Origin of the sequence: Duganella rhizosphaerae, assembly GCF_040364205.1 — a bacterium.
Lineage (GTDB): Bacteria > Pseudomonadota > Gammaproteobacteria > Burkholderiales > Burkholderiaceae_D > Rugamonas > Rugamonas rhizosphaerae.
In genome coordinates this window covers 50531-77400 of the sequence record NZ_BPWK01000011.1, presented here as the reverse complement: position 1 = coordinate 77400, position 26870 = coordinate 50531, and the positions used below count along the sequence as shown (strand labels likewise).

At 66.7% G+C, this 26870-nt stretch carries 27 protein-coding genes; 4 read left to right on the top strand and 23 right to left on the bottom strand.

Annotated features, from left to right (window positions below; genetic code table 11):
- Positions 1 to 52: 52 nt before the first annotated feature.
- Together RUGAMON1_RS22030 and RUGAMON1_RS22025 are read left to right on the top strand one after the other, a co-directional pair.
- Positions 53 to 1552: an ATPase domain-containing protein gene (locus RUGAMON1_RS22030; protein WP_445232547.1), complete on the top strand. Its 1500-nt coding sequence runs from the start codon at positions 53 to 55 to the stop codon at positions 1550 to 1552.
- A 5-nt stretch (positions 1553 to 1557) separates the two neighbouring features.
- Positions 1558 to 3084, top strand: coding sequence for a hybrid sensor histidine kinase/response regulator (locus RUGAMON1_RS22025; RefSeq protein WP_445232546.1), 1527 nt, complete (start codon positions 1558 to 1560; stop codon positions 3082 to 3084).
- A gap of 26 nt (positions 3085 to 3110) precedes the next feature.
- On the opposite strand, the gene RUGAMON1_RS22020 is transcribed toward RUGAMON1_RS22025, so the two are convergent.
- The 4 genes from RUGAMON1_RS22020 to RUGAMON1_RS22005 all read right to left on the bottom strand — a co-directional run bounded on the left by RUGAMON1_RS22020 (position 3111) and on the right by RUGAMON1_RS22005 (position 7934).
- Positions 3111 to 3857: a hypothetical protein gene (locus tag RUGAMON1_RS22020; RefSeq protein WP_445232545.1), complete on the bottom strand. Its 747-nt coding sequence runs from the start codon at positions 3855 to 3857 to the stop codon at positions 3111 to 3113.
- Between the two features lie 102 nt (positions 3858 to 3959).
- A complete protein-coding gene (locus RUGAMON1_RS22015; protein WP_445232544.1) occupies positions 3960 to 5867 on the bottom strand; it encodes an MFS transporter in 1908 nt (635 codons plus the stop codon).
- 113 nt (positions 5868 to 5980) lie between these two features.
- A complete protein-coding gene (locus RUGAMON1_RS22010; RefSeq protein ID WP_445232543.1) occupies positions 5981 to 7291 on the bottom strand; it encodes an ATP-binding protein in 1311 nt (436 codons plus the stop codon).
- 4 nt (positions 7292 to 7295) lie between these two features.
- Entirely contained in the window at positions 7296 to 7934 is a 639-nt protein-coding gene (locus RUGAMON1_RS22005; RefSeq protein WP_445232542.1) for a response regulator, read from the bottom strand.
- Positions 7935 to 8085: 151 nt separating this feature from the next.
- On the opposite strand from RUGAMON1_RS22005, the gene RUGAMON1_RS22000 reads away from it, so the two are divergent.
- Together RUGAMON1_RS22000 and RUGAMON1_RS21995 are read left to right on the top strand one after the other, a co-directional pair.
- Positions 8086 to 8718 carry an energy transducer TonB gene (locus tag RUGAMON1_RS22000; protein WP_445232541.1) on the top strand — a complete coding sequence of 211 codons (633 nt, stop codon included), beginning with the start codon at positions 8086 to 8088 and terminating at the stop codon, positions 8716 to 8718.
- A gap of 82 nt (positions 8719 to 8800) precedes the next feature.
- A complete protein-coding gene (locus RUGAMON1_RS21995) occupies positions 8801 to 9658 on the top strand; it encodes a polysaccharide deacetylase family protein (RefSeq protein WP_445232540.1) in 858 nt (285 codons plus the stop codon).
- Here RUGAMON1_RS21995 and RUGAMON1_RS21990 read toward each other — a convergent pair.
- From RUGAMON1_RS21990 to RUGAMON1_RS21900, 19 genes are read right to left on the bottom strand one after another with little or no spacing between them, the layout of a single operon-like run.
- Positions 9635 to 10279 (bottom strand): 4'-phosphopantetheinyl transferase family protein, encoded by a 645-nt coding sequence (locus RUGAMON1_RS21990; protein WP_445232539.1) that lies wholly within the window; start codon positions 10277 to 10279, stop codon positions 9635 to 9637. The genes RUGAMON1_RS21995 and RUGAMON1_RS21990 overlap by 24 nt on opposite strands.
- Position 10280: 1 nt before the next feature.
- Positions 10281 to 11513: a beta-ketoacyl-ACP synthase gene (locus RUGAMON1_RS21985; RefSeq protein ID WP_445232538.1), complete on the bottom strand. Its 1233-nt coding sequence runs from the start codon at positions 11511 to 11513 to the stop codon at positions 10281 to 10283.
- Positions 11510 to 12247 carry a 3-oxoacyl-ACP reductase FabG gene (fabG, locus tag RUGAMON1_RS21980; RefSeq protein WP_445232537.1) on the bottom strand — a complete coding sequence of 246 codons (738 nt, stop codon included), beginning with the start codon at positions 12245 to 12247 and terminating at the stop codon, positions 11510 to 11512. Before fabG ends, RUGAMON1_RS21985 begins: the two co-directional genes overlap by 4 nt.
- Positions 12244 to 12705 carry a hotdog family protein gene (locus RUGAMON1_RS21975; protein WP_445232536.1) on the bottom strand — a complete coding sequence of 154 codons (462 nt, stop codon included), beginning with the start codon at positions 12703 to 12705 and terminating at the stop codon, positions 12244 to 12246. Before RUGAMON1_RS21975 ends, fabG begins: the two co-directional genes overlap by 4 nt.
- Positions 12702 to 13886, bottom strand: a complete 1185-nt coding sequence (locus RUGAMON1_RS21970; RefSeq protein ID WP_445232535.1) for a beta-ketoacyl-ACP synthase — start codon at positions 13884 to 13886, stop codon at positions 12702 to 12704. Before RUGAMON1_RS21970 ends, RUGAMON1_RS21975 begins: the two co-directional genes overlap by 4 nt.
- A 9-nt stretch (positions 13887 to 13895) precedes the next feature.
- A complete protein-coding gene (locus RUGAMON1_RS21965) occupies positions 13896 to 14465 on the bottom strand; it encodes a DUF3261 domain-containing protein (protein ID WP_445232534.1) in 570 nt (189 codons plus the stop codon).
- Positions 14450 to 15688, bottom strand: coding sequence for an NAD(P)/FAD-dependent oxidoreductase (locus RUGAMON1_RS21960; RefSeq protein ID WP_445232658.1), 1239 nt, complete (start codon positions 15686 to 15688; stop codon positions 14450 to 14452). Before RUGAMON1_RS21960 ends, RUGAMON1_RS21965 begins: the two co-directional genes overlap by 16 nt.
- A gap of 4 nt (positions 15689 to 15692) precedes the next feature.
- A complete protein-coding gene (locus RUGAMON1_RS21955; protein WP_445232533.1) occupies positions 15693 to 18044 on the bottom strand; it encodes an MMPL family transporter in 2352 nt (783 codons plus the stop codon).
- Complete coding sequence (locus RUGAMON1_RS21950) at positions 18041 to 18673, bottom strand: LolA family protein (protein WP_445232532.1); 633 nt, start codon at positions 18671 to 18673, stop codon at positions 18041 to 18043. The genes RUGAMON1_RS21955 and RUGAMON1_RS21950 overlap by 4 nt, the downstream gene beginning before the upstream one ends.
- Complete coding sequence (locus RUGAMON1_RS21945; RefSeq protein WP_445232531.1) at positions 18670 to 19104, bottom strand: acyl-CoA thioesterase; 435 nt, start codon at positions 19102 to 19104, stop codon at positions 18670 to 18672. The genes RUGAMON1_RS21950 and RUGAMON1_RS21945 overlap by 4 nt, the downstream gene beginning before the upstream one ends.
- Positions 19091 to 20662 (bottom strand): HAL/PAL/TAL family ammonia-lyase, encoded by a 1572-nt coding sequence (locus RUGAMON1_RS21940; RefSeq protein ID WP_445232530.1) that lies wholly within the window; start codon positions 20660 to 20662, stop codon positions 19091 to 19093. The genes RUGAMON1_RS21945 and RUGAMON1_RS21940 overlap by 14 nt, the downstream gene beginning before the upstream one ends.
- Positions 20649 to 21590 carry a lysophospholipid acyltransferase family protein gene (locus tag RUGAMON1_RS21935; RefSeq protein ID WP_445232529.1) on the bottom strand — a complete coding sequence of 314 codons (942 nt, stop codon included), beginning with the start codon at positions 21588 to 21590 and terminating at the stop codon, positions 20649 to 20651. The genes RUGAMON1_RS21940 and RUGAMON1_RS21935 overlap by 14 nt, the downstream gene beginning before the upstream one ends.
- Positions 21587 to 22336, bottom strand: a complete 750-nt coding sequence (locus RUGAMON1_RS21930) for a glycosyltransferase family 2 protein (protein WP_445232528.1) — start codon at positions 22334 to 22336, stop codon at positions 21587 to 21589. Before RUGAMON1_RS21930 ends, RUGAMON1_RS21935 begins: the two co-directional genes overlap by 4 nt.
- Positions 22329 to 24080, bottom strand: a complete 1752-nt coding sequence (locus RUGAMON1_RS21925; RefSeq protein WP_445232527.1) for an ApeI family dehydratase — start codon at positions 24078 to 24080, stop codon at positions 22329 to 22331. The genes RUGAMON1_RS21930 and RUGAMON1_RS21925 overlap by 8 nt, the downstream gene beginning before the upstream one ends.
- Positions 24073 to 24618 (bottom strand): COG4648 family protein, encoded by a 546-nt coding sequence (locus tag RUGAMON1_RS21920; RefSeq protein WP_445232526.1) that lies wholly within the window; start codon positions 24616 to 24618, stop codon positions 24073 to 24075. Before RUGAMON1_RS21920 ends, RUGAMON1_RS21925 begins: the two co-directional genes overlap by 8 nt.
- Before the next feature lie 5 nt (positions 24619 to 24623).
- Complete coding sequence (locus RUGAMON1_RS21915; protein WP_229211473.1) at positions 24624 to 24893, bottom strand: acyl carrier protein; 270 nt, start codon at positions 24891 to 24893, stop codon at positions 24624 to 24626.
- Positions 24894 to 24905: 12 nt separating this feature from the next.
- Complete coding sequence (locus RUGAMON1_RS21910; RefSeq protein ID WP_332853719.1) at positions 24906 to 25160, bottom strand: phosphopantetheine-binding protein; 255 nt, start codon at positions 25158 to 25160, stop codon at positions 24906 to 24908.
- Positions 25153 to 25938 (bottom strand): lysophospholipid acyltransferase family protein, encoded by a 786-nt coding sequence (locus tag RUGAMON1_RS21905; RefSeq protein WP_445232525.1) that lies wholly within the window; start codon positions 25936 to 25938, stop codon positions 25153 to 25155. The genes RUGAMON1_RS21910 and RUGAMON1_RS21905 overlap by 8 nt, the downstream gene beginning before the upstream one ends.
- Positions 25931 to 26662, bottom strand: coding sequence for a beta-ketoacyl synthase chain length factor (locus tag RUGAMON1_RS21900; RefSeq protein WP_445232524.1), 732 nt, complete (start codon positions 26660 to 26662; stop codon positions 25931 to 25933). Before RUGAMON1_RS21900 ends, RUGAMON1_RS21905 begins: the two co-directional genes overlap by 8 nt.
- Positions 26663 to 26870 lie beyond the last annotated feature (208 nt).

The following is a 26870-nucleotide window of genomic DNA, read 5'->3' as shown; positions in this document are numbered from 1 at the left end:
AAACATCAGCCGCGCCCCTGCGACCGCGGCCCCAACTTTTCGGACAGCGCCCATGCAAGCACAAAACAGCGTTACTCATCTGTTTCTTTCGACCGGCGTGCCCGGCCTGAATGAGGTGCTGGCCGGGGGGCTGACGCGCGACCGGCTGTACCTGGTCGAGGGTGAACCGGGCACGGGCAAGACCACGCTGGCGCTGCAGTTCCTCAACGAGGGCGTGCGCCAGGGCGAGACGGTGCTCTACATCACGCTGGCCGAAACCGCCATCGAACTGCTGAGCGTGGCGCAGTCGCACGGCTGGACCATGGACGGCATCCACATCGAAGAGATCCTGCCCAACGAGGACGTGCTCGATCCCGAACAGCAGTACACCATCTTCCATCCGTCCGAAATTGAACTGGGCGCCACCATCCAGCGCATCGTCGCCGCCATCGAGCGCCACCAGCCGAGCCGCGTGGTGCTCGATTCGCTGTCGGAGTTGCAGCTGCTGGCGGAAAGCCCGCTGCGCTACCGGCGCCAGGTGCTCGCGCTCAAGCAGTACCTGAGCAGCCGCAGCTGCACCACCATCTTCCTCGACGACCGCACCGCCCTCAGCACCGACCTGCAAGTGCGCAGCGTGGCGCACGCGGTGCTGACGCTGGAGCTGGCCGACCAGGCCTACGGCGCCGAGCGACGCCGCCTGCGCGTGGTCAAGTACCGCGGCATCGCCTTCCGCGGCGGCGCCCACGACTACAAAATCATCAGCGGCGGGCTGCAGGTCTTCCCGCGCCTGGAGGCGGCCGCCAGCCGCGTGGTCAGCCAACGGCGCCAGCTGTCGAGCGGCCTGCCGGCGCTGGACCAGCTGATCGGCGGCGGCCTCGAAGAAGGCATGAGCACGCTGATCTCCGGTCCGCCTGGCACCGGCAAGTCCACGCTGGCGGCGCAGTTCGTGCACGCCGCCACCCAGCGCGGTGAGCCGTGCGCGATGTTCCTGTTCGAAGAGGCGCGCAACAATATGCTGAACCGCGCCGCCGGGGTCGGCATGCAGCTGGCCGAGGCCATCGACCGCCAGCTGCTGACGATCCAGCAGATCGATCCGGCCGAGCTGGCGCCCGGCCAGTTCTCGCACGCGGTGATGCAGGCGGTCGAGCGCGGCGTGCGGGTGGTCGTCATCGACAGCCTGAACGGCTACCTGAACGCGGTGCCGGACGAACGCTTCCTCACCGTCTACCTGCACGAGCTGCTCACCTACCTGGGCCAGCGCGGCGTGGTCAGCATCGTGGTCGGCGTCCAGCAGGGCATGCTGGGCAGCGGCATGACCACCGCGATCGACGCCAGCTACATCGCCGACAATGTCATCATGCTGCGCTACTTCGAAGCCCAGGGCGAGGTGCGGCAGGCGATCTCCGTATTCAAGAAGCGCGGCAGCGCGCACGAGCGCACCATCCGCCGGTTCCAGATCGCCAAGGACGGCATCCACGTCGGCCCGGTGCTGAACGACTTCCACGGCATCCTGACCGGCGTGCCCACCTACAACGGAACGCTGGCCGCCGGCGGCGGTACTCCGGCCGCCTGACGCCGATGGAAACGCGCATCCTGATCTACGCGCCAACCGGCCAGGACGCCACACTGGCGGCCAAGGTGATGGCGATGGCGGCCATCGACAGCCACGTCTGCCGCACGCTGGCGGAGCTGGCGGCGCAGCTGGAACGCGGCGCGGGCGCGGTGCTGACGGTGGAGGAAGCGCTGGCGCCGGGCGGCTACAAACTGTTGCAGGATTACGTGGCGCGCCAGCCCGACTGGTCCGACCTGCCCATCGTCCTGCTGACCCATCGCGGCGCCGATTCGCCGACGGTGCGCCAGGCCGTGGCCGGCCTGGGCAATCTGCACCTGATGGAGCGGCCGGTGCGCACGCTGACCCTGATCACCGCCCTGCACGCCACGCTGCGGGCGCGCAACAAGCAGTACCAGGTGCACGAGGCGGCGCGCCGCAAGGATGAATTCCTCGCCAGCCTGGGCCACGAGCTGCGCAACCCGCTGGCGCCGATCCGCACCTCGGTCTCGCTGCTCACGCATTTGTATCCGGACGCGCCGCCGGTAGCGCGCATCCGCGACATGGTGGAGCGCCAGGTGCGGCTGCTGACGCGGCTGGTCGACGACCTGCTGGACGTGGCCCGCATCACCAGCGGCAAGATCACCTTGCAGCGCCAGCAGGTGAGCCTGGCCGCCGTGATGAACCACGTCGGCGAGCTGTGCCTGCAAGCGGCGGACGCCAAGCGCATCGCCATCGCCTGGCAGCTGCCGGCCGAGGACGTCATACTGGACGCCGACTATGCGCGCGTGGTGCAAATCATCGCCAACATCCTGTCGAACGCGGTCAAGTTCACGCCGCAGGGCGGCCAGGTGGCGGTGAGCGCGCAGTGCCGCGGCGACGAGTTGCTGGTGACGGTGCGCGACAACGGCATCGGCCTGGACGCCGAAGCCATCGCGCGCATCTTCCGCATGTTCGAGCAGAGCAAGACCGTGGCCGGCCAGTTCTCCAGCGGCCTGGGCATAGGCCTGAGCCTGGCCCGCCGCTTCGCCGAGATGCACGGCGGCTCGGTGGAGGCGCGCAGCGCCGGGCCCGGCCAGGGCAGCGAATTCGCGATCCGCCTGCCGGTGCTGGGCGGCGTCGCGCGCGAGCCGGCCTTGCCGTCGGCCGCCGGCGCGGCCGACGGCCGCAAGTTGCAGGTGCTGGTGGTGGACGACAACCAGGACGCCGCCGATTCGCTGGCGGCGCTGCTGGAGATCGACGGCTTCGACGCGCACGCCGTGTACGACGGCGCCAGCGCCATCACCGCCAGCGCCGAGCATCCGCCGGACCTGATCATCCTCGACCTCGGCATGCCCGGCATGGACGGCTACGAAACCGCGCGGGCGATCCGCCAGCGCCCCGGCGCCGACGGCATCCTGATGATCGCGCTGACCGGCTGGGGCCAGGGCGACGCCCGCCGCCGCTCCGGCGAGGCGGGTTTCGATCACCACCTGGTCAAGCCGGTGGAGCTGGACCAGATCGTGCGGCTGGCCGGCGCGCGCCAGAACCGCGAGCAGGTGCAGGCCGCTCGCTGAACTGCGCGCCAGCCTGCGCGCCCCGCTCACAGCGGCTTGATGTTGATGATCGCGCCTTGCAGGTAGAAGGCGTTGCTGCCTTCGAAGCCGGAGTCGGCGCCCAGCGCGATCCAGAAGCGGCCGTCTTTGTCGGACGTCACCACGATCGCCTCGCTCGACTTGCGGGTGGTGCTGGCCCACCTGCCGCCGGTGCAGTCCAGGCCGGCGACGCCTTGCGTGCCGAGCACCTTGCCCTCGGTGCCGGAAACCGCCTGGTTGCCGCGGTCCACGTTCATGCGGAAATGGCCGTCGGAGCGCTCCACCGTGTTGATGTTGTAGTAGTTGGCCGCCGCCACCATGTACACGCTGTCGCCGCGCGAACCGCCGGCGCCCGTGCAACCGGTGGCCGCATCGGTGGCGTAGCGCATCTCGAAGGTCAGCGCATATTTGGTGGTCGGCACGAAGCCTTCCAGCTGGCGCGTGGCGTAGGTCAGTACGTCGTTGGCGCGGTTGTTGCGCGCTGCCAGGTAGTAGCCCTTGCCGTTCAGCGGCGCCGGCAAGTCCTTCCAGCCGAAAGCGACTTCGGTCGGCCGGTCCTTGTCGGTGTAGTCGGCGACGTCGGCACGCCAGCCGTCGATGCCGGTGTTGAAGTCGATCGTCACGGTGGAGGCCACCGGCGTGCCCTTGTCCGGGAACTTGTACGGGTTGGGAATGAAATCGCCGCCGCCACAGGCGGCCAGCGTCAGGACGCCGCTCGCGGACAGCGCGGCCAGCAGATATTTTTGTATGGTCATGGTTTCCCCTAGAGTGTGCGACGCCCGGTAAGGCATCGGCCCTTAGTTTAAAGAAAACCTGTATTTTTTTGCAATGACTTTGTAACAACCAGTAAGTGGCATTTACTTCCAATCGCCACGCAGCGCCAGCACGCGTTCCTGCAAGCCTTCCGGCGTCACGTCCTGCGGCGGCACCGGCACGCCGACCGCCAGCGCCAGCCGCGAACGCAGGCCGGTGCGGAAGGCGCGCTCGAACACGTTGGCGCCGCTGCGGCTCAGCAGATGGCCCCACAGCCCGCGCAGCGCCATCGGGATCACCGGCACCTTGGTGCGCTCGACGATCTTGGACACGCCGCCCTTGAACTCGTTGATCTCGCCGGTGCTGGTCAGCCGGCCTTCCGGGAAGATGCACACCAGGTCGCCTTCGTGCAGCGCCTGGGCGATGTCGACATAGGCCTTCTCCATCAGCCACGGGTCTTCCTTGGCCGGCGCGATCGGGATCGCGCGCGCGGTGCGGAAGATCCAGCCCAGCAGCGGCAGCTTGAAGATGCGATGGTCCATCACGAAGCGGATCGGCCGCGGGCTGGCCGCGCCGATGACGATGGCGTCGACATAGCTGACGTGGTTACACACCAGCACCGCCGCGCCTTCGGCCGGAATGCGCTCGGCGTCGATCAGGCGCACGCGGTGCACGGTGTGGATCAGCATCCAGGCCAGGAAGCGCATCAGGAACTCCGGCACCAGCGAGAAGATGTAGACCGCCACCACCGCGTTCAGCGCGGCCGTCACCAGGAACAACTGCGGAATGGTGAAGCCCTGCCCCAGCAGCACGATGGCCAGGCCGGCGGCCGCCACCATGAACAGCGCGTTGAGGATGTTCATGCCGGCGATGGTGCGCGACATGTGTTCGGGATCGCAGCGGGTCTGGATCAGCGCGAACAGCGGCACGATGAAGAAGCCGCCGAACATGCCGATCAACAGCACGTCGCACAGGATGCGCCACATGCCATGCTGCACCATCAGCGCGAAGGCGTCCAGGTGCGGGCCGGCGGCCAGCGCGGCGGCGCCGGCGCTGAAACCCTGGCTGGAGAAATACAGGTCGGCGCCGAACACCGACAGGCCGATCGAGCCGAACGGCACCAGGCCGATCTCCACCTTGCGGCCGGACAGGCGCTCGCACAGCAGCGAGCCGCTGCCCACGCCCAGCGAGAACACCGTCAGCAGCAGCACGAACACGCTGTGGTCGCCGTGCAGGTAGTCCTTGGCGTAGACCGGGAACTGCGCCAGCACCAGCGCGCCGTAGAACCAGAACCACGAGTTGCCCAGCATGGACAGGAACACCACGCGGTTCTTGCGGGAGAAGTTGATGTTGCGGAACGATTCGCCGATGAAGTTCCAGCTCACCTTCAGCTCCGGCGCCGGAGCCGGGGCCAGCGGGATGCGGTAGCTGGCGATCAGGCCGAGCAGCGCCACGGCGATGGTGGCGACGGCTTCGAAGGCGATGCCGTTGGGCTTTTGCACCACCAGCACCGCGCCCAGGATCTCGCCCAGCAGGATGCCGACGAAGGTGCCCATCTCGGTCACGCCGTTGCCGCCGATCAGTTCCTCGGGCTTGAGCTGCTGCGGCAGGTAGGCGTATTTGACGGGGCCGAACAGGGTCGAGTGGACGCCCATGCCGACCACGGCGGTAACCAGCAGCCACAAGGTGTGCGTCATCCAGCCGAGGCCGGCGATGCACATGATGGCCACCTCCAGCCATTTGACGAAGCGCGTCAGGCCGGACTTTTCGAACTTGTCGGCCAGCTGGCCGGCGGTGGCCGAGAACAGCACGTAGGGCAGGATGAACAGGCCGGGGATCAGGTTGGTGATCAGCGACGGCGACAGCGTGGTCCAGCTCATCGCGTCGAAGGTCAGCATCACCACCAGCGCGGTCTTGAACAGATTGTCATTGAAGGCGCCGAGGAACTGGGTCCAGAAAAACGGCGCGAAGCGGCGTTGCGACAACAGGGAAAACTGATTGGGCTGGCTCATGTCTGCGGCATCCGTTCTGATGGGTGTTACGGAAAGGTTGAACGGATTATAACCCCATGCCGCGCTATCCAAACATGCCAATAAGCAACAAGCTAGCGCCAGATCAATCCAGCTCAGGACATGGGCGCTGCCTGCGGAATGAAGATGGCGATGCGCGTGCCGGCGCCGATGGCGGTGCTGATGTCGATGCGGCCGTCGAAGGCGGCCACCCGCTCGCGCATGCCGACGATGCCGATGCCGGGCGAGGCCAGCGCCGCGTCGTAGCCGCCGCCGTTGTCGGCGATCTCCATGCGCAGCCCTGCCCCGTCCAGCGACAGGCTCACCGTCACCTTGGTGGCGCGCGCGTGCTTGGCGATGTTGGACAAGGCTTCCTGCACGATGCGGTAGGCCGAGATGCCGATGCCGCTCTCCAGCTGCGCGAACTGGCCGTCCGCGCGGAAGCTGTAGCGGCAGCCGGCGTGCGCGCGATCGTAATGGCGCACCATCTCCTCCACCGCGCCGTCCAGGCCCAGCATGTCCAGCACTTCGGGACGCAGGCGCCGCACCAGCGTGCGGCCGCTGTTGTAGAGACCCAGCGCCAGCTTGATGATGGACTGCGCGCGCTCGCGCACCTCGCCCGGCTCGCTGACGTCGACGATGCGCTGCGCCTCCAGCCGCGCCGCGATCAGCGTGGCGTTGAGTTCATCGTGGATCTCCAGCGCGATGCTCTTGCGCTCATCCTCGACGGCGGTATTGACCTTGCGGATCAGGCGGCGCTTTTCCGCATCGGCCGCGCGCAGCGCCTGCATCGACGCCTGCAACGATGCGTTCAATCCGGTCGACAGCTGCCACGCCAGCAGCGCGCAGGCCATCAGGCCCAGGCTGGCCACCAGCAGCTCGACATAAAAACGGCGCGTCTGCTTGACCAGCAGCGCCGACGGCGACATCGTCACCCGCACATAGCCCATCGTCTCGACCGCCACGCTGCTGACGGCCGGCTTGTCCTTCAGGTAGGGCTTGCCGTCGGCGGCCAGCATGGTCACGAACATCAGCCGCTTGAGCACCGGCGCCTCGTAGTAGCGGGCATCCGGCTGGCCCGGCGCGTGCGCCGAGGCCTGCACCAGCTCGCGCCGCTGCGCGTCCAGCACCTCGATACGGTCGATGCTGGCATCCGAGCGCAGCAGGCCGTTGATGGTCAGCCGCAGGTCGTCGTAGCGGCCCGACAGCAGGCTGAATTCGCTGCTCTCGGCCAGCACCTTGGCCACCAGCGGGCCGCGCTCGGCCATCTCCTCGCGCACCTCGGACAGCCGCGAATGGTAGGCGTACCAGACGAAGGTGCTGAACATATAGGCCAGCGGGATGACGGTGACGCACAGCAGCCGCGCGCGCACGCTCCAGTGGCGCCAGAAGTCGAGCCGCATGTCGTAGAGCTTCCCGCGCCGCATCCGCTTACGGCTCGATCAGGCCGTGCTTGACGGCCAGCCGCGTGATGTAGGCCGGCCGGTGCACGCCCAGCTTTTCCTTCACCGCCTGGCTGATGTTGCTGATGGTTTTGGTGGAGACGTCGAGCTTCTCGGCGATCTCCGCGTTGGTCAGCCCTTCGGCCATCAGCGTGAAGATCTCCAGTGCGCGCTCGTCCAGCTGCGACTGCGGCGAAGCGTCGCCCCGCACCGATAGGTTGGCCAGCCGCTCGGCGATCTGCGGCAGGAAGTACAGCTCGCCGTCATGCGCGCGCCGCACCGCCGCCGCCAGGTCGGCCGGGTCGCAATCCTTGGTCATGAAGGCGCGGCCGCCGAGACGGTAGGTTTCCTTGATCAGGCTGTCCTGGTCGAACTGGCTGAGGAAGACGATGGCGGCGTCCGGTGCCTGCGCCAGGATCTGCTTGGCCACGTCCAGGCCGGTCAGCTGCTCGCCGAAGCGGATATCCAGCACCGCCACGTCCGGCTTGAGCTGGCGGTACTGCTCCAGCGCCTCTTCCGGCGTGCGCGCCTGTCCCACCACGTGCAGCCCCTGCCCTTCGAGCGACATGGCGAAGCCTGTCATCACGATGGGATGATCGTCCGCCAGCAAGACCCGTATCTTCTTCACTACTACCTCCTGGAATATTTGCTACCCGATGGTGGAAGCATACCACACCATCACGACGCAAAATATTCCATTAATTTCCTTTTATTTTGCTATTACATGGAATAGTATACTTCCAACACATAGCAATCCCCACCACCACTAAGGAGCAACCATGCATCAGAAAAAGAATCTCACCGGTCTCACCGTCGTGGCCCTGTTGCACCTGGCGCTGCTGGCGGCCTTCCTGCACGGCTCCAAACTGACGGTGTTCAGGACGAAGGAATCGGTGATCGACCTGACGCCGACCGCACCCGTGCCGCCGCCACCGAAAGTGATGCCGCCCGACGTGCCGCTGCCCAAGCTGGCCCCGCCGGACATCTTCGTGCCGCAGGTGGAAACGCCGGTGCTGCCGTCCAACCCGCCGCCGGTGACGACGCGCCCGCTGACGGAGCAGCCGCCGTCCCAGCCCTCCCAGCCGGGAATCGCCGAGCCGGGCGCGAAGACGGTGGTGAAAGCGGCGCCGCAACTGGTGGCGGCGGTGGTGGACGCCAAGGCCTGCGCCAAGCCGGACTATCCCAAGTCCGCGCTGCGCAACGGCGATACCGGCATCGTCACGCTGGCACTGCTGATCGGCACCGACGGCCGGGTGGCCGATTCGAAGGTGGAGAAATCCAGCGGTTTCCGGGAGCTGGACCGCGCGGCCCAGACCGGCCTGGGCCTGTGCAAATTCAAGCCCGGCACCGTGGACGGCGTGCCGCAGCAGTCCTGGACCAGGATGCAGTATGTGTGGAGCCTGGACGAGTAAGCCCGGAAGCGCCCGGGAGCGGGCAGCCCGGGCAAAACCACGTACAATAACGGTCCCGCTCCACGCGCCATGCCGACTGTCCGTGTCCAACCTTTTTCCCCGCCTGCTGCTGGTCCTCTGCTCGATGTTGCTGGGCCCTTGCGCCGCAGCCCAGGATGCGGCGCCTGCGCCGATACGCTTCCTGCTGACGTTCGACGACGGCCCGGCCGCCGCCGACAGCGACAATCCGACCGTGCATATCCTCGAAACGCTGGCCGGCAACCCGCTGCAGGACCACATCAAGGCGGTCTTCTTCACCCAGACCCGCGCCTGGCATGGCGGCGGCACGGCGGTCGGCCGCACCCTGATACGGCGCGAATACGACGAAGGCCATGTGGTGGCGCTGCACAGCGCCACCACCTTCCATTCGAACCACCGCCTCATGAGCCGCGCGGCGCTGGATGAATCGATGCAGCGCGGCGTCGACGACCTGATTGCCACCACCGGCGTCGCGCCCAAGCTGGTGCGCCCGCCGTTCTGGGCCTACAACGCCGATACGCTGGAGTCCTACCACCAGCACGGCATGCGCATGCTGCTGACCGACCTCAGTGCCAACGACGGCAAGATCTACGGCGTCAACTTCAGCTGGCACAAGCGCTCCAATATGCTCACCCATCTGGCCGAAACCCGCAAACGCTGGGCTGCCGGCGCCATGCCCTCGGTCGACGGCAGCACGCCGGTGGTGGTCACCTTCCACGACGTGAACACCTATACCTCGCGCCACATTCAGGAGTATCTGGAGATCCTGCTCGATGTCGCCCGTGAACTCGACGTGCCGCTGGCCGCCAAGCCGTTCTACGACGATCGCGCGGAACTGGAGCGCGCGGCGCTGGCCCGCACCGTCGACGATGCCGGAGCCGATCAACCGCTGCCGGGTCTATGGAATTGGCTGTGGCGATGACGGCAGCGTAACGAGCTCCATCCGTGGCGGCGCCGCCAGCGGCAAGGCGCTGTACAACACTATCGACAATTCATCGTGCGGCACATCGCTACGATGCGCATGTGCTGTCCCGCCCAGCTTGAAGCGCGCTTCCTTCCCGCTCCACAAGCCGTAAAAGCCGGCCACGCGCTGCGCCTCGTCCAACGCCTGCAAACGCGCCCACTGCGCCATCTCGTCCGCGTCGAAGGCCTGCGCCGCCAGTGCCGCCAGGTCGCGCTGAGTATCGCGCATTTCGATATCCAGTCCCAGCGTCGTCTGCGCGCTCACCGCGCATGCCACCCAGCGGCCGCTGTGCGCGATGCTGAAACCGGGCACACGGCCGCGTACCTTGGGGGCCTTCAGCAAAGGCGCTCCGCCGGGAATGTCTTCCAGCTCGATATCGCGCGGCGCCACGCCCAGCAAGGAGCCCAGCGCCATGCGCAACAACACCCGCCCCGCAACGAACTGGCGTTGCCGCTGTGCGCGGACGAAGCGCCGGTGGCGCGCCATCTCGCTCGCCGACAGCCATTCGCATAGGCGCAGCAAATCCCCGTCCGCCATGGCGTCGGCGTCGGCCATCCAGAGCGAGGCCTCGACGCTCATGCTACTTGACGTACCGCTTGAAAATCAGCGATGTGTTGATGCCGCCGAAAGCGAAGTTATTCGACATCACATACTCGCATTCCAACTGCCGGCCTTCGCCGACGATGTAGTCCAGCGCCGCGCACGCCGGATCGACGACATCCAGATTGATGGTCGGCGCAAACCAGCCCTCGCGCATCATCTCGATGCTGATCCAGGCTTCCAGCGCGCCGCAGGCGCCCAGCGTGTGGCCCATGTAGCTCTTGAGGGAGCTGATGGGCGTGGCGCCGCCGAACACCGCCAGCGTCGCCTGCGACTCCGCGATGTCGCCTTGGTGGGTGCCGGTGCCGTGCGCATTGATGTAGCCGATATCCGACGGCTGCAGGCCGGCGTCCTTCAAGGCCAGCTGCATCGCCTTCTGCATGGTGGCCGCGTTCGGCTGGGTGACGTGGCAGCCGTCGCTGTTGGTGCCGAAGCCGACCAGCTCCGCGTGGATCACGGCGCCGCGCGCCTGCGCGTGATCCAAGTCCTCCAGAATCAGGCAGCCGGCGCCCTCGCCGATCACCAGCCCATCGCGGCCGCCGTCGAACGGCCGCGGCGTGGTGTGGCCGGCGTCGTTGCGGGTGCTGGTGGCGAACAGGGTGTCGAACACCGCCGCCTCGGTGGCGCACAGCTCCTCGGCGCCGCCGGCCACCATCGCCAGCTGCTTGCCGCCGCGGATAGCCTCGTAGGCATAGCCTATGCCCTGGCTGCCGGAAGTACAGGCGCTGGACGTGGTGATCACGCGGCCGGTGAGGCCGAAGAAGACGCCGATATTCACCGGCGCCGTATGCGCCATCATCTTGATGTAGGTGGTGGCGTTGATGCCCTTGGTGCTGCGCTCCTCCATCATGCGGCCGAAGTCGCCGATGGCGCTCGGCGTGCCCGCCGACGAGCCGAAGGACACGCCCATGTCGCCGCCCTTGAGCAGCGGGTGCTCCAGCAGGCCGGCGTCGGCCAGCGCCAGCTCGCTTGCGCGCGTGGCCATCAGGGCGACGCGGCCCATGCTGCGGGTCGCCTTGCGGTTATAACGTTCGGTCAGCGCGAACGGCGCGGCCGGCGCGCCCAGGCGCGTGTTCAGGCCCTCGTAGTCCTCCCACTCCGCCATGCGCACCACGGCGTTGCGGTACTGGCGCAGGCGCTCGCGTATCGTAGCCCAGTCGTTGCCGATCGGGCTGATGCCGGCCATGCCGGTGACGGCGACGCGGCGACTCATGCCAGGCCGCCGTTGACGGAGATGACCTGGCGCGTGATGTAGCCCGCCTCTTCGCCGATCAGGAAGCTGACGGCAGCGGCCACCTCCTCCGGTTTGCCGACGCGGCGCGCCGGTATCATCTTCAGCGCTTCCTCCATCGGCACCTCGCTGGTCATATCGGTTTCGATCAATCCCGGCGCCACGCAATTGACGGTGATGGCGCGCTTGGCCAGTTCCAGCGCCAGCGCCTTGGTGGCGCCGATGATGCCGGCCTTGGCCGCGCTGTAGTTGACCTGACCGCGATTACCGATCAATCCCGACACCGACGCCAGCGTAACGATGCGGCCCGGCTTGCGGCGCTGGACCAGCGGCATCACCAGCGGATTGAGCACGTTGTAGAAGCCGTCCAGGTTCGTTTTCAGCACGATGTCCCAGTCCTCGCCGGACATCGCCGGGAAGGCGTTGTCGCGCGCGACGCCGGCGTTGCACACCACGCCGTAGTAGCAGCCATGCTGCTCGATGTCCGCTTCCAGCGCGGCGGCCGTGGCGGCGCGGTCGCCGATATCGAACTGCAACACGCGCACCGCGCGGCCCATTTCGGCGATCTGCTGCGCGACCGCATCGGCCTCGGCGCGCTGGCTGCGGCAATGCAGCACCAGGTCGTAGCCGTCGCGCGCGAGGCGCAGCGCGATCGCCTTACCGATGCCACGCGACGATCCCGTCACCAGCACGCTCATGGACTTGTTCTGATTCATACTACGTTTCCATCTTCGAGAAATTGTTTGACATTATCGGGCTTGAACACCGTCACCGTGGCCGTCGCCACGCCGCTGGCGCCGCCGGCGACATCGATGCGGCAGTCGAACGCACCCAGGCCGTTTTCACCTTGCAGCACCCGATGCACGTGCACATGCAGCACGCTGCCCGTGGCGAACAACGGCACGCCGCACACATACTTGCGCGACCCGAGCAGCAAGCCCACCTTGACCGCCTCGCTGCGCTGCCAGGCCTCCCAGCCGGCGTGCGCGGCGATCGCCTGCGCCATGTATTCGATGCCCACCCAGGCGCCGACGCCGCCCTCCCCCGCCAGCGTGCTGCCGGCGTGGATGGTCACCTCGGCGCAGAGGTTATCGGTGTCCGCGCTCAGCACCCGGTCGAGCAGCAGCATCGTGCCGGAATGCGGCACCAGCTCGCGCACGTCCGGCATCGTCATGCGGTCCTCCCCAGCAGCAGCGCCGCATTGGAGCCGCCGAACGCGAATGAGCTGCTCAGCACATGACGCAAGGGACGGCCCAGCGCCGCACCGCGCGCCACCAGGTTCAGCACCGGCAGCGCCGGATCGGCGGCGCCGTCCCACAGGTGCGGCGGCAAGCGGCCTTGCGGGTTATCGTCCTGCATGGCAAGCCAGCACAAGGCCGCTTCGACCGCGGCCGCCGCGCCCAGCGTGTGGCCGGTGAAGGGTTTGGTGGAACTGACCGCCACCTCGTGGCCGAACAAGGCCGCGATCGCGCCCGACTCCATCGCGTCGTTCTGGCGCGTCGCCGTGCCGTGCATGTTGATGTAGTCGATCTGCGACGCCGCCACGCCGCCGCGTTCCAGCGCCTGCGTCATCGCCAGCCGCGCGCCCACGCCGGCGGGATCGGGGGCGGACATGTGATAGCCGTCCGACGATTCGCCCCAGCCCAGCAAGGCGACCGTGGCGGTCTCGCCGCTCATCAGGAACAAGGCCGCGCCCTCGCCGATGTTGATGCCGTCGCGATTGGCGCTCATCGGATTGCACTGCGCCGCGCTGACCGACTCCAGCGCGGCGAAGCCTGCCACCGTGAACGCGCACAGCGAATCGACACCGCCGGTCAGCACCGCGTCGCACAAGCCCATTTTGATCAGGCGCGCGGCGCCGGCCATGGCCTTGGCGCTCGACGAGCAGGCGCTGGAATGCACATAGGCCGGACCGGCCAGGCCCAGCTCCCACGCCAGCATCTCGGCCAGCGATCCCATCTCCTGCTGGCCGTAGTCGAAGTCCGGCGGCAGCACGCCGTCGGACGCATGGCCGGCCAGGGCCCCTTCCGCCTCGCCGATGCCGGAGGTGCTGGTGCCGAGCACCACACCAACGCGCCCGGCGCCGTAACGCGCGATCGCGGCATCCACTTGGGGACGGATCTGCGCCAATGCCGCCAGAGCCAGCGCGTTGTTGCGGCTGCGCTGGCGCGGCGGCAGATGCGCCACGGACGGCAGTTCCGCCTGCACGCGGCCCAGCGGGAGCTGGCGGCCGGGCGAGCAGCTATCGGTGGCCGCCAGCCCTGTCTCGCCCGCGTACAGGCGCGCCTTCACCTGCGCCGGGCTGTCGCCCAATGCGCAGACTATGCCGCAAGCGTTCAGATAAAATTTCAACATACATCGTTCTCATTCGGTAGGCGCCGCAAACTGTATTGTCAGCTTATAGTGATATCGTAAATTGTCCAGCACCACGGTGCCGCTCCAGCGCGGCGTACCGCTGTAGGATATCTGCATGATGGGTTGATCGTCCAGGAACAGGGTGCGGTGCGCGCCCTGTTCCGCGATCCGCCAGCCCGGCGGCAGCGCGGCGGCGATCGCCTCGGCCGGCCACAGGGTCAGCTGCATGTCCTCCAGCACGTCCTCAGGGCGCACCTGCGAAGGCAGCATCACATGTCGCCACGAGGTCAGCTCCTTGCCATCGTAATGCAGCGTCAGTACGCGCTGGCTGAACGCCAGGCCGACGACGTCGATCGCGTCCGGCTCCACTTGCAGCGCGACGTCGAGATCATCGGTGCGGCCGTTGCGCTCGACCTTCAGGTGCTGTTGCACGCTGATCGACGTGCCCAGCGCCGCCGGCGCCAGTTTCAGTCCCAGGCGGGCCTGCGGCGGCGGCGTGGTGGCGCAGGCGGCCAGCAGCAGTGCAGCAAGCACCCCTGCGAGCGACGGCGCACAACGGCGCATCAGCCCTGCGCGCATACTGCCTCCAGTGCCGTCAGGCGGCGCGACGTCTCCTTGACGAATGGATTGGTCAGGTCCCAGGCATAACCGGCCAGGATGGCTGAAATCATGCGTTTCACCTCCGGCTGTTGATTCTCATGGAAGATGATGGTCTGGAAGCCGCCGGCATACCAGGACTCGACAAAGGCGCGGAAGGTGTCCACGCCCTTGCGCAGCGGCGCGCCGAAGTCGGCTTGCCAGTCGACCTGCTCGCCGGCGAACTGGCGCTCCAGCACTGCCGCGGCCAGGCTGGCCGACTTGAAGGCGATGGTGACGCCCGACGAGAAGACCGGATCGAGGAACTCGCCCGCATTGCCCAGCAAGGCGTAGCCCTCGCCCCACAGCTTGTCGACGTTGGCCGAGTAGCCGACGATCTGGCGCGCCGGCGTATCCCACTTGGCATTGCCCAGCAGCGCCGACAGCGACGGCTCTTCCGCCACGATCGCTTGCAGACGCTCGGTGGCGCTGCCCTGGTAGCGATCGAGGAAGCTGGTCTCCGCCACCACGCCCAGCGAACAGCGGCCGCCGGCAAACGGAATGGTCCAGAACCAGACGTCGCAATGCTGGGGATGCACGGTGACCCGTATCTTGGTGCGGTCGAAACCGCCGCCATGGATACCGTCTTCAATGTGGGTGAAGATCGCGCCGCGCACCGGGAAGTTGGACGGTGTTTCCAGTTTCAGGAGGCGCGGCAGGACGCGGCCAAAACCGCTGGCGTCCAGTATGAAGCCGGCGCGAACCTGATACTGCTCGCCGTCCGCTCGCTTGACCGTGACCAGGGCAGGAACTCCGTTCGTGCCCAGTTGGATATCCAGCACTTCATGGCGATAGCGCACCTCGGCGCCGAAACGCTCCGCTTCCCTGGCCAGAATATGATCGAAGTCGGCACGCTGCACCTGGTAGGTGGTGCCCCATCCAGCCGAGTGTTTGTCGCGGAAATCGAAATCGGTATAGCGGCCGTTGCGCATGAAGGCCGCGCCGTTCTTGAACTGGAAACCCGCTTCGACCACCGCCTGCAGCATGCCCGCCTGCTCCAGATAGGCCATGCTTTGCGGCAGCAGGCTCTCGCCGATGGAAAAGCGCGGGAACTGTTCGCGTTCGAGCACCAGCACCTGGCGCCCCTGCTGGCGCAGCAGCGCGGCGGCCACCGCTCCCGCGGGGCCGGCGCCGACAATCAGGATTTCAACGGCTTCGATGTTCATTGCGTCAGTCATATTTGCTTTCGTTGGCGGAACCAAAACAGGGAACAATCAACCAGACCAGCGCGGTCCCCAGCAGCATCGTCAGGCCGAAAGCCTGCAACGCCGGTGTGGAACTCAGTCCCAGCAGACCGAAGGATAAAATCGTATTCGCCGCCGACATGCCGACCGCCAGCCACGGCGTGCGGTCACTGCGGTCGGGATGCTCTTGCATGAAGATACCGTAGTCGACACCGACGCCCAGCAGCAGCATCAACGCCAGCACGTGGAACAGCTGGAGGTTCTGCGACGCCATGCCGAGCAGGGCCAGCGTGGCGATGCTGGCCAGCGCGGTCGGCGCCAGCACGCGCCAGGTCCGGCGGCGGTAGCGCGGGAACAGCAGCGCAAACACCACCGCGTAGGCGCCCAGCACCACCCAGCTCATATACTGGCGATAGCGGCCCAGCACCGACGAAATCTCGGCCACCTTGTCGACCCAATGCACGCCCTGCAATCCATCGGCGGCCTGCAGCACCTGCGGCACGGCGGCGCCGGACAGGCCACGCAACGCGACGATGCTGGCGTAGACGCCTTTGACGTCACCCAGCCACAGATGGCGCCACGGTTCGCTGGCGGGGGTCTTCAGGAAATCGTCCAGCGTCAGCGGCGCCGCGGCGCTGCGCAAGCCGGCGGCGGTGGCGGCCACCCATTGCGCATCCTCGCCGGTTTGCGCGGCGATGGCGTGCAGCGGACCGCCGGCTGCCAGCAGCTTTTCTTCGATCAGTTGACGGCGCGCGGCTTGCGTGCGCGCGGACGGCACCCAGTTCGACATCGCCTGGTAGCCGGAGATGCGTCGCGCCGCCACCATCGGGTCCAGCCGCGCCTTCAGCGCCTCTTCGCGCTGCAACACCGTCTCGACGGAATCGCCACGCACCAGGAAGTACTGCACCGGCGTCGGCGCGTCCAGCAGCTTGCTCAACTTGATCTGGTCGGCGATCAGGCGCTTCGACGGATTTTGCAGCAGGCGGATATCGTCGTTGGCGCCCAGGCGGCTCACGCCGTAGCCCGCCGCCAGCGCGAACGCCACGGCGGCCAGCAGCGTGGCGCGGTTCATGCGCAACAGCGGCCAGCGCTGCAAGGCCGCGCCATAAACGCGCACCAGCGCCCCGCTCTTCAGCGTGCGGCCGCCGATCAGCGCGGGGAACCAGCACACCACCGTCAGCCAGGCGAACACCAGTCCGAGCGCGGAAAACACCGCCATCTGGCGCAGGCCAGGGAACGGCGTCAGCGCCAGTCCCATGTAGCCGATCACCGCCGCCAGCAAGGTCAGGCCCAGGCCCGGCAGCAGGCGCTTCAACAACGCCGGCGATGCCAGCTTTTCATCGGCCGCGAGGCGGTTGCACAGGAAGTAGATGCCGTAGTCCTGCGCCACGCCGATCAGGCTTGCGCCGAACACCAATGTCATCAGGTGGACGCGGCCGAACAGCAGCCAGCACACCGACAGCGCACCGAGGCAGCCGATACCGATCGACAGCAGGATCAGCGAAATCGGCTTGAACGAGTGGAAGGCAAACCACATCAGCAGCACGATGCCGACCAGCGAGCCGATGCCGATGGTGGACACTTCGCCGCTGGCCTGGGCGCTGGCGTTGGCCGCGTGCAGGATCACGCCGGCCTGTATCAACTCAACTTGCGGCAACGCCTTGCGGGCGGCGTCGCCGGCCTGCTTCAGCAACGGCAGCACGGTTTCCTGCGCCGTCATCGACAGCGCAGGCACTTTCAGCGTCAGCGGCAGCAGCACGTACTGGCGCTGCCCGTCGGCGACGTACAGGTGGCCGTCGCGCGGACGCACCGGCGTTTCCTGCGCCCGCTCCTGCAGCCAGCCGGAGAAAAGGCCGAACGGATCGTCCCGCCACGAACCCAGGTTCGGGCCGCCGAATGGTGCGTACAGTTTCGCCAGCGCCGCTTCGAGCCAGAACTGCGGCGGCTGCGCGCGCAACTGCGCCTCCTGCTGCGCCGTCATCAGCGTCAACCGGTGGCGCTGGAACAACGACAGCCAGTCGTTCTGCGTCTGCTCGTTGATCGGCGTCGCTTCGAATATATCCTTGCGGACGGCCAGCACGGCGCTGTAGGCGTCCGCCGCGCGCCGGGCGTCCTGCCAGTCGTCCGCACCGACCAGCACCACCACCCGCTGCTGCGCCGCGTCGACCATATGGCTGAACGATTGCTGCAGCACGGGATCACGCTCCTGCACCGGCAGCAGCGCCATGATGTCGGTATCCGGCGCGATGCGCTGCACCAGCCACAGATAGGCGTTATGCCCCAGCAGCAGGCAGACCACCACGGCCCACAGCAGCGCGAGTTGGCGGGTACGGCTCAAAACAACGCCGCCTCTTCCTTGGTCAGCGCGGCTTCGCCAGCCTGGATCGCCGAGAATACGATGGTGGTGCGGTCGCCGGCGGCATCGCCCATGACGATGGTCTTGACGTAGGCGCCGCCATCGAGTTTGATGGTGCCGATCGCCTTCTCCAACCCCGGCTGGCGCGGCTTGAGCATCACGTTCCAGCTGTTGGCGTCAACCGTGCTGTCCACCTCGAACAGCGTCTCCAGCTGTCCAAGGTCGCCGGACAGCAGCGAGAACAGCACGTTGTTGATCATGCGGACGGTCGGCTCGGTTTTGGCATCCAGGCGCATCGCCACGCGGTCGCCCTGATAGTTGACGATTTCGTCGCGCGTCAGGCGCAGCGTGCTGGGGAAAGGCTGCAAGGTGCGCCACAACACGCCCTTGCCGGCGACCACGCAAAAGCGGCCGTTGGAGGCCAGCGGCTTCTTCATGCCGGCCAGCTGCTTGCTCTGGTCGAAGCGGCCGCACATCACCGGCGGCTTGGCCAGCATGGCCTGGATCTTCGCCACCGGCGCGGCGGCGTGAGCCTGGCCCAGGGCAACCAGCGCGGTCGCCAGCAATATCGATTTCATCGGCTTAATCATCAGCTTAATCATCGGCTTCATAAAGGTTCTATCCCCAATTTTTCAAACAGCACAGGAGGCGACACGTAGCACATCTCCTTGGTGGCGAGATCGACGGCGACCATGGTAGTGCTGGCGCGGTTCAAACGCTTGCCGGTGGCGGCGTCGGTAATCAGATAGTCGATCTTCAGGCGGTTTTCCCATTCGACGATGTCGGCGCGCAGCTTGAGCGTCTGGCCGAAGGTGGCCGAACCCACATAGCGCAGCTGCATGTCGATCACCGGCCACGAGTAGCCGGATTCCTTCATCTGCGGATAGTTGTAGCCTATCTTGTCCAGCAGCGCGCAGCGCACCACTTCCAAATACTTGACGTAGCGGCCATGCCAGACGATCTCCATCGGATCGAGGTCGAAGAACTGCACCTGCATCTCGACTTCCGCGAACCAGCGGCTTTCCCTGTTAGTTCGGCGCATACAAATCCCATGCCTTGGCGCGGATGCGTTCCAGCAGCAGGCGCAGGTCCGGCTCCAGCCGGCGGTCTTCCTCGACCGGCTTGATGTCGGCGCCCAGCGCTTCCTGCATCGCCGCCAGCGCGGACTGCGGCTGCAGCTCGGGGCTGACCTGGCAACGCAGCCATACGCCCTGGCGCACGGTGATCAACAGCGCGGCCACGACCTGCTCCGTCAGTTCCAGCACACGCAGGCAGTCGCGCGCGGCGATGGTGCCCATGCTGACCTTGTCCTGGTTGTGGCACTCGGTCGAGCGCGAGAACACCGAAGCGGGCATCGTCAGCTTGAGCGCTTCCGCCGTCCACGCCGAAGCGCTGATCTGCAAGGCCTTCAGGCCGTGGTTGATCGGCGCGCGCGCGCCGGTGGCGCCGGACAGATTGGCCGGCAGGCCGTGGTTGTAACGGCTGTCGACCAGCAGCGCCATCTGGCGGTCCAGCAGGTCGGCCAGGTTGGCGACCGCGTTCTTCATGCCGTCCATCGCGAAGGCGATATGGCCGCCGTAGAAATGGCCGCCGTGCAGCACGCGCTCGTTGTCGGCGTCGATCAGCGGATTGTCGTTGGCGCTATTGAGTTCGTTCTCGATCGAGGAACGGAAGAACGGCATCGCGTCGGCCAGCACGCCGATCACGTGCGGCGCGCAGCGGATCGAATAGCGGTCCTGCAGCCGCTTGCCGTTGCGTTCCCACTGGTCGGTCGGCAGGTCGCTGCGCAGCCAGGCCGCCACCTGCTGCATGCCGCTGTGCGGCTTGACCGAGAACAGCACCTCGTCGAAGTGATGGGCGTTACCGTCCATCGCGAACGAAGCCATCGCCGTGATGCGGGTGCTCAGCTGGACCAGATATTCGGCGCGGTCGTAGGCCATGCAGGCCAGCGCGGTCATGACGGCGGTGCCGTTCATGATCGCCAGCCCTTCCTTCGGCCGCAGGCGCAGCGGCGTGATGCCGGCTTCCCGCAAGGCCTGCGCGGCCGGCACCTGGACGCCACCGCGCCACACTTCTCGCTCGCCGCACAGCACCGCCGCCAGATAGGACAGCGGCGTCAGGTCGCCGCTGGCGCCGACCGAGCCTTCGGACGGTATCAGCGGCAGCAGACCGGCGTCCAGCAATCGTGTGATTTGCAGCAGCAGCTCGACGCTGACGCCGGAGTAGCCCTTGCTCAACGACGCCAGGCGCGAAGCCAGGATGGCCCGCGTCTGCGCCGGCGTGAAGTACTCGCCCAGGCCGACGCCGTGGTAGGTGTACAGATGGTGCGGCAGCTCCGCTATCAGTTCCGGCGGCACCACCACGGTGCAGGAATCGCCGTAGCCGGTGGTGACGCCATAGACGGTGCCGTCCTCGCGCAGCAGGCGGTCGAGGAAGTCGGCGCCGCGTGCGATGGCGTCGCGGAAGTCAGGATCGTCCGACAGCGCGGCAACGGCCCGGCCTTGCGCGATGTCGACGATGTCTTCGATCGTCAGGCGATCCCGGTCGAAGCGCACGGTACGCGGCGTGGAATTGAGTTGGACTGTGTCAGCGAGGTGCATCGGATCGTTCCAGTTGGGCTAAATGCCAGAAATCGTAAAAGTTAAACCACTGTAGCGGCGCGCGCAGGCAGTAGTGCTCCAGACGCCGCGCATAGTCGCCAGCGAGTTGCTGGAATGCGGCGTCGCGGTCCTGGCGCGGGATACGCACGACGTCGCGGAAGGCTTCAAAATACAGCGCCGAGCGGCGTCCCTGGCGGATCGAGAACAGCAGGAAGACCGGGCATTGCAGGAGGTTGGCCAGCACATACGGGCCGACCGGGAACGGCGCCGGTGTGCCCATGAAGTCGGCCAACGCCACGCGCGGATTGTGCGACACCGGGATGCGGTCGCCGGCGATCACCACAAACTCGCCGCGCGCCACGCGCTCGGACAACAGCATCGCGGTGGCCGGCGACATCTCGGTCACCTGCAACAAATTCAGCTGGCTCGCCGGATTGAGGTGGGCCAGCATGTCGTTGAAGGCTTGCGCGTGCTTGGTGTGTACCAGCACCGTCAACTTGATGTCGTGGCGCCGGCGCGACAGCACGCGGCACAGCTCCAGGTTGCCCAGGTGGGCGCAGATCACCAGGCCACCCCGCCCCGCCGCCGCCGCGTCGACAATCAAGTCGCCGCCATGCACGTCGACCGTATCGAGCTTGAACAAGCCAGCCCACAGCAACATCTTGTCGAGGATGCTCTCGCCGAAAGCGGCGAAGTGGCGCAGCACGCCCGGCGTCGCGCTTGAGGTGTAGCCGGCCACGCGGCGCAAATACGCCTGCGAAGCGCGGCGCGGTTGCGGCTTGCTCAATACGTACCAACAGAGCACCGGATACAGCACCACGCGAAACGGCCAGCGGCCGAATACCCGGCAAATCCAGAACATCAGGCGCATGCCCGCCACGAAAGTGATCTCGTTGATGGAGGCCCAATGCAAGCGGCGCGCGATCATCGGACCTGCCTTTTGCGCGCCAACAGGCGCGGAATGCGCGGCCACATGCCGAAGAACAGTTTGACGTGCATCCACGTGATCAGCACATTGTCGCCCCACATGCGGAAGTGCGATACGCCGTCCGCCGGATAGCGGACGCCGGTCGGCAGGTTCACCACTTGCAGGCCTTCCCAGAACAGCCGCACCAGGATGTCGGTGTCGAAGTTCATGCGTTCGCCGATAGGGCGGCGCGCCGCCAGCGCATTGACCGCCGCAACGGGATAGACGCGGAAGCCGCACATCGAATCCTTGATGTCGAACGACAGGGTATTGATCCAGACCCAGATGTGGGTGGCGTAGCGTCCGTACAGGCGCACCTTCGGCACCGACTCGTCATAGACCGGATGGCCGGCGATGATGGCGTCCGGGTGTGCGGCGGCTTGCGCCAGGAACTTCGGCACATCGGCGGTTTCGTGCTGGCCGTCGGCGTCGATTTGCAGCACGTGGGTGTAGCCCAATTCCGCCGCGCGGCGGAAACCGCTCAGCACAGCGACGCCCTTGCCCTGGTTCTGCGCCAGCCGCACCAGCGTTACGGCGCCGGCATGTTGTTGTGCCAGCGCGTCCAGCACGGCGGCGCAGGCGGCGCCGCTGCCGTCGTCGACCAGGATGCATGGCGCGCCATGGCGCAGCAGCCCGTCCAGCACTGCGCCGATCGCGTGTTCGTGGTCATAGACCGGCACCACGATGCAGGGTTTGAAGTCAGGCATCCGCCTCTCCCAATATGACGCGGCCGCTGGCATACTGCCCCGCATCGGATACATAGCGGAAGTGCAGGCAGCCCTTGGCAATATCGTGCAGCAGTTCCAGCTGCACCGGGGTCTCCGGCTGGATCACCTGCTGGAACTTGAGCGCATTGATACCCTTGAACTGCGGCGGCAAGCTGAAATAGTGGCGGCCGTAATGGATCGCCCAGTCCACCTGCACCACGCCCGGCAGGATGGGCGCGACGTCGAAGTGGCCGTCGAAATACAGCAGGCTGGCCGGCGCGCTCACTTCCAGCAGCACGCGCTGCGGTTCGCGTTCCAGTTCGCGCAATTGCGGCAGGCGCGGGCGACGGCCGGTTGCGCCGTTGTCGTCGCCGAGCAGCGCCAGCAAGGCGGCCAGCGTGGTCTTGCCCTGCGCGTTGACCGGCATCTGATCCAGGTAGCGCCAGCGACGCGGCAGCGCCACGGCGTCCACCACCGCAACCAGCACGGTACGCAGGCGAGCGTTGAACGCGGGCTTGCCTTCTGCCTCCAGCAGTTCGCGGCCCGCCGGCGTCGGCACGATGAACGCCGCCAGCCGCTGGCGTTCGCCGGCATCCGGCTCGCACAGGACGACGCGCGCCTCGGCCGCCATGCCGCTAGCCAGCAGCGCCGCCTCCATCGCGCTCAGCGAGATGCGTTTTTCTTCGATCTTGACGATGCGGTCGCTGCGCCCCAGCAGCAGGAAGCGTTGTTCGCCGACACGCGTGGCGCGGTCGGCCAGCGCCAGCCAGTTGTCGTCGGCCAGATGCGGCGACCGCACTTCCAGTGTGTCGTCCGCCGCTGCAAGGCGCCATGCCACGGTGGGGAAAGGCAGCCAGGCATCGTCGGCCATGCCGCCGCGCTGGCGCCAGGCGACGCCGCCCGTCTCCGAGCTGCCGTAGACTTCAACCGGCACGCGGCCCAGCAGAGCGCCGGCGGCCAGCGCGGTTTCCGCCGCCAGCGGACCGCCGGACGAAAACACCGCCCGCAACATGCGCGTCGCGCCGCGCCAGTCCAGATGCTCCGGCAAGCGCTTCAGGTGGGCCGGGCTGGCCACCAGCACGCACGGACCGGCGGCCATGCACGCCGCCAGTTGTTCCGGATAGGCGATGCTCAGCGCATGGATCGCGCGGCCGCTACTGAGCGGCCACAGCACCTTGAACAGCAGACCGTAGATGTGCTGATGCGAGACGGTCGCCAGCACGGCGGCGTCGCCGGCGGTGGCGCCGAACAGCAGATCCAGGGTTTCGACCTCGCTTGCCAGCTGCGACAATTTTTTAGGAATGGCTTGCGCCGCGCCGGTGCTGCCGGACGTGAACACGACCAGCGCCGCCAAGTCGGGCGACAAGGCGCCGCCCATTTGCGCCGCCGTGGACTCGGGTGCCGATTCAGCAGGCTGCATCGGCCCCAACTGCGCCGGGAACTGGCCGAGGAAGCCGTCCACCGAAGCGCGCAGGGCGGCGCAGCTGGCCTCCAGCGTATCGGCGCTCAGCCAGATGGTTTTGCCTGCATGCCAGGCGCCCAGCAAGGCCGCGCCGAATTCCACGCTATCGTCCAGGTACAGGGCGAAATTGCTGCCCGCCTGGCCGCGCAGCAGCGCATGCCATGCGCGCGCACGCGCCAGCAGGCGGCCATTGCCGATGGCGGCGCCGTCGCGCCAGCCGGCCACGCCGTCGACGGGCCGCGCCGCGATGGCCACGTACAGATGTTCGATCCGGTCAGACATGATGCAGACGCTTGAAACGCAGGCGCACCAGGTACTCGGCGCCGAACAGCAATGCCATCAATCCGTATGAGATCACACCGGTGTACAGCGACCATGCGGCCTCCGACATCCACAGCGCGGTGGCGAAGGCGATCATGCCGTTGATGATGAAGAAGCCGCACCACACCTGCGTCACCTTGCGCATATAGGCTTGCGCCGCCGGCGGAAAGTCCTCGCCGCGCAGGCGCGCCATGCGCTCGACCGCCGACATCGGCGTCGCCAGGCTGTAGCCGAAGCCCGCCAGCAGCGCGGCGTTGACCAGCACCGGATACAGCTTCAACGGCAGCAGCAGATTGCTCCAGATCGCGCACGCCATCAGCACCAGCGCGCCCGCCGCCGACCAGCGCGCGACGCCGCTCAGCTTCAGCGCGGGCAGGCGCGTGGCCACGGCCAGCAGCAGCAGGCCGGCCAGCCAGCGCGGCTGCACCTGCCCGTGTCCGAGCCAGATCGCCAGCGGATACAGCAGCGTCACCGCCACCGTCAGTATGGTCATCGGCATCGTACTTACGCCGCCGGCTCCGTCATGCCGGCCAGCGCATCGACCACGTCGCCGATGGTGCGGATGGTCTTGAACACCTCCGGCTGCAAGCGCTTGCCGGTCAGCTGCTTGAGCTTCACCGCCAGGTCGACCGCGTCGATGCTGTCGATATCCAGATCGGCGTAAAGGTTCGAATCCGCGCTCAGGTTTGCCTTATCGAGTTCAAACATCTCGACCAGCAGATCGATGACACAGGTCTGCAGCTGGTCTTTACTCATCTCGTTCAAAGCTATCATGTCCGGCCCCCTTTATTTCTTTCTGTGGCTGTCGATCATCGCGGCCAGCGCCTGCACCGAGGCGAAATGGCGACGGGTGTCTTCCGAATCGGCGGACAGCGAAATCCCGTACTTCTTCTGCAAGGCCACGCCCAGTTCCAGCGCGTCGATCGAGTCCAGGCCCAGGCCTTCGACGAACAGCGGCGCCGCACTATCGATATCGGCCGGCGTGATGTCCTCCAGTTGCAGCACATCGATGATCAGTTGTTTCACTTCCAGTTCAAGCATGGCTTTTACACTTCCCGGTAAAATAATTCTGTAAAAATTCAGTCAACCGGCGCGCCGCCATCACGTGGCTGGCGGCGTCCTCGCTAAATGCGGCCACCGCCAGGTCGTCCTGGACGTCGATCCGTATCAACACCCGGCGCGACGGCACGCGCCACCATTTGTCACCCTTGCCCAGCGTGGCCGGCTCGCAGCGGATCAGCACCGGCGTCATGTCGCGCGCGCCACGCACCGCGATGTTGGCCGCGCCGCGCTTCATGCTGATCACGCCATTGCCCGGCGTGCGCGTCCCTTCCGGGAACACGATCAGGTTGTTGCCGCGCCGCAGAGAGGCGATGCAATCGTCCACCAGTTCCGGCCCGCCCTGGTTGCTGATGTAGCCCGCAGCGCGCACCGCCCCGCGCGTAAAGGGGTTATGCCACAACGCGCCCTTGACGATGCAATCGGCGTTCTTCACGAAAGCCATCAGGAACACGGTGTCGATCAGCGTCGGATGGTTGGCCAGTATCAGCAGGCCGCCCCGCTCCAGCTTCTCCATGCCGCGTATCTGGTAGCGCAGCACGCCCAGCGCGCGCATCAAATCCACATAGCCGCGAAACGTCCACCGTATCAGCGTGCGTACCGCCGTCATGCGCTTCTCCGGCTTGCGTACCACCACGCCCAGCGCCGGGAACACCAGCCCGCCCAGCAGCAGTGCACCTGCGCCAAACACCAGAAAGCTCAGGCCCGTGGCGACCACCCGCCAGTAGCGCGACAGTGTGGCCGTCAACCCGTCATGCATCGCGGCTCCAGCTCCAGCGCAAGCGTCCATCGCAACGCTCCAGCCGCCGCCCGCCACGCAACTGGAACCGCGCCACTTCCAGGCCGGCCGGCATGCCGGCCGAAGGCGGCTCGGCGCTCGCGGTCCAGCTCAACGATATCGCGTCTTCCGCCGCGGGCGTCAGCAGCCACGCCCAGGCGTATGGCTGCTCTTCACAATCCTGGAACGGCGCGAACAATTCCGGCAGAGGACTGTCGCAGGCCACCAGCAGCACCTGCGGTGCGCCATCCGCCATCAAGCCGCACGCCTCGATGACCGCATGCTCGATGCTGGCGGCGCCGGCGGCCAGCGCCAGTTGATTGGCGCGGTCGCTGCGGGCAATGCTCAGCAGCCCGGCGATGGCGTTGTGCACCGACATGCTGAACGCCGTCGGCGACAACGGCTCACCACGCGCCAGGTCGCCCAGCAACTCCAGCGAACGCGCGGCCTCGCCGTGGCGCGAGCAAAAGACCGTAGGGATGTCGGTGCGGCCATCGAGGCATTGATAGGCCACTTCCAGCGCCATCTTACCGAGAAAGCCGGCACGGCGGCGCAGCATCGCGGGCATCGCCTTGACGCCCGGCTCCGCCCCGGCCTGTATCGCAAACGGGGCCTGCGCCCACTGCGCCCAGTCCTCGGGCGTGACCAGTCCCGGCGCCCATTCGGCATGGCGGGAGATAGAAAAACTGACACCGTTCGTACGCATGTTGTTAAATAATCCAGAACCTTGAGATGAAAGAAGGTACCACCTCATGCTCACATGCCGCAGAAATGCCAGCCAACGTATTTTAGAAATTATAAACGACAGTTCTTGCCGCAAACGCAAAGAAGTGAACAGTGTGCAACTAATTTATTATTTATCTGCGCATCTTGCACAGTTAACAGCGCGAGTCCGCTCCAAAGATCGCGTTTTT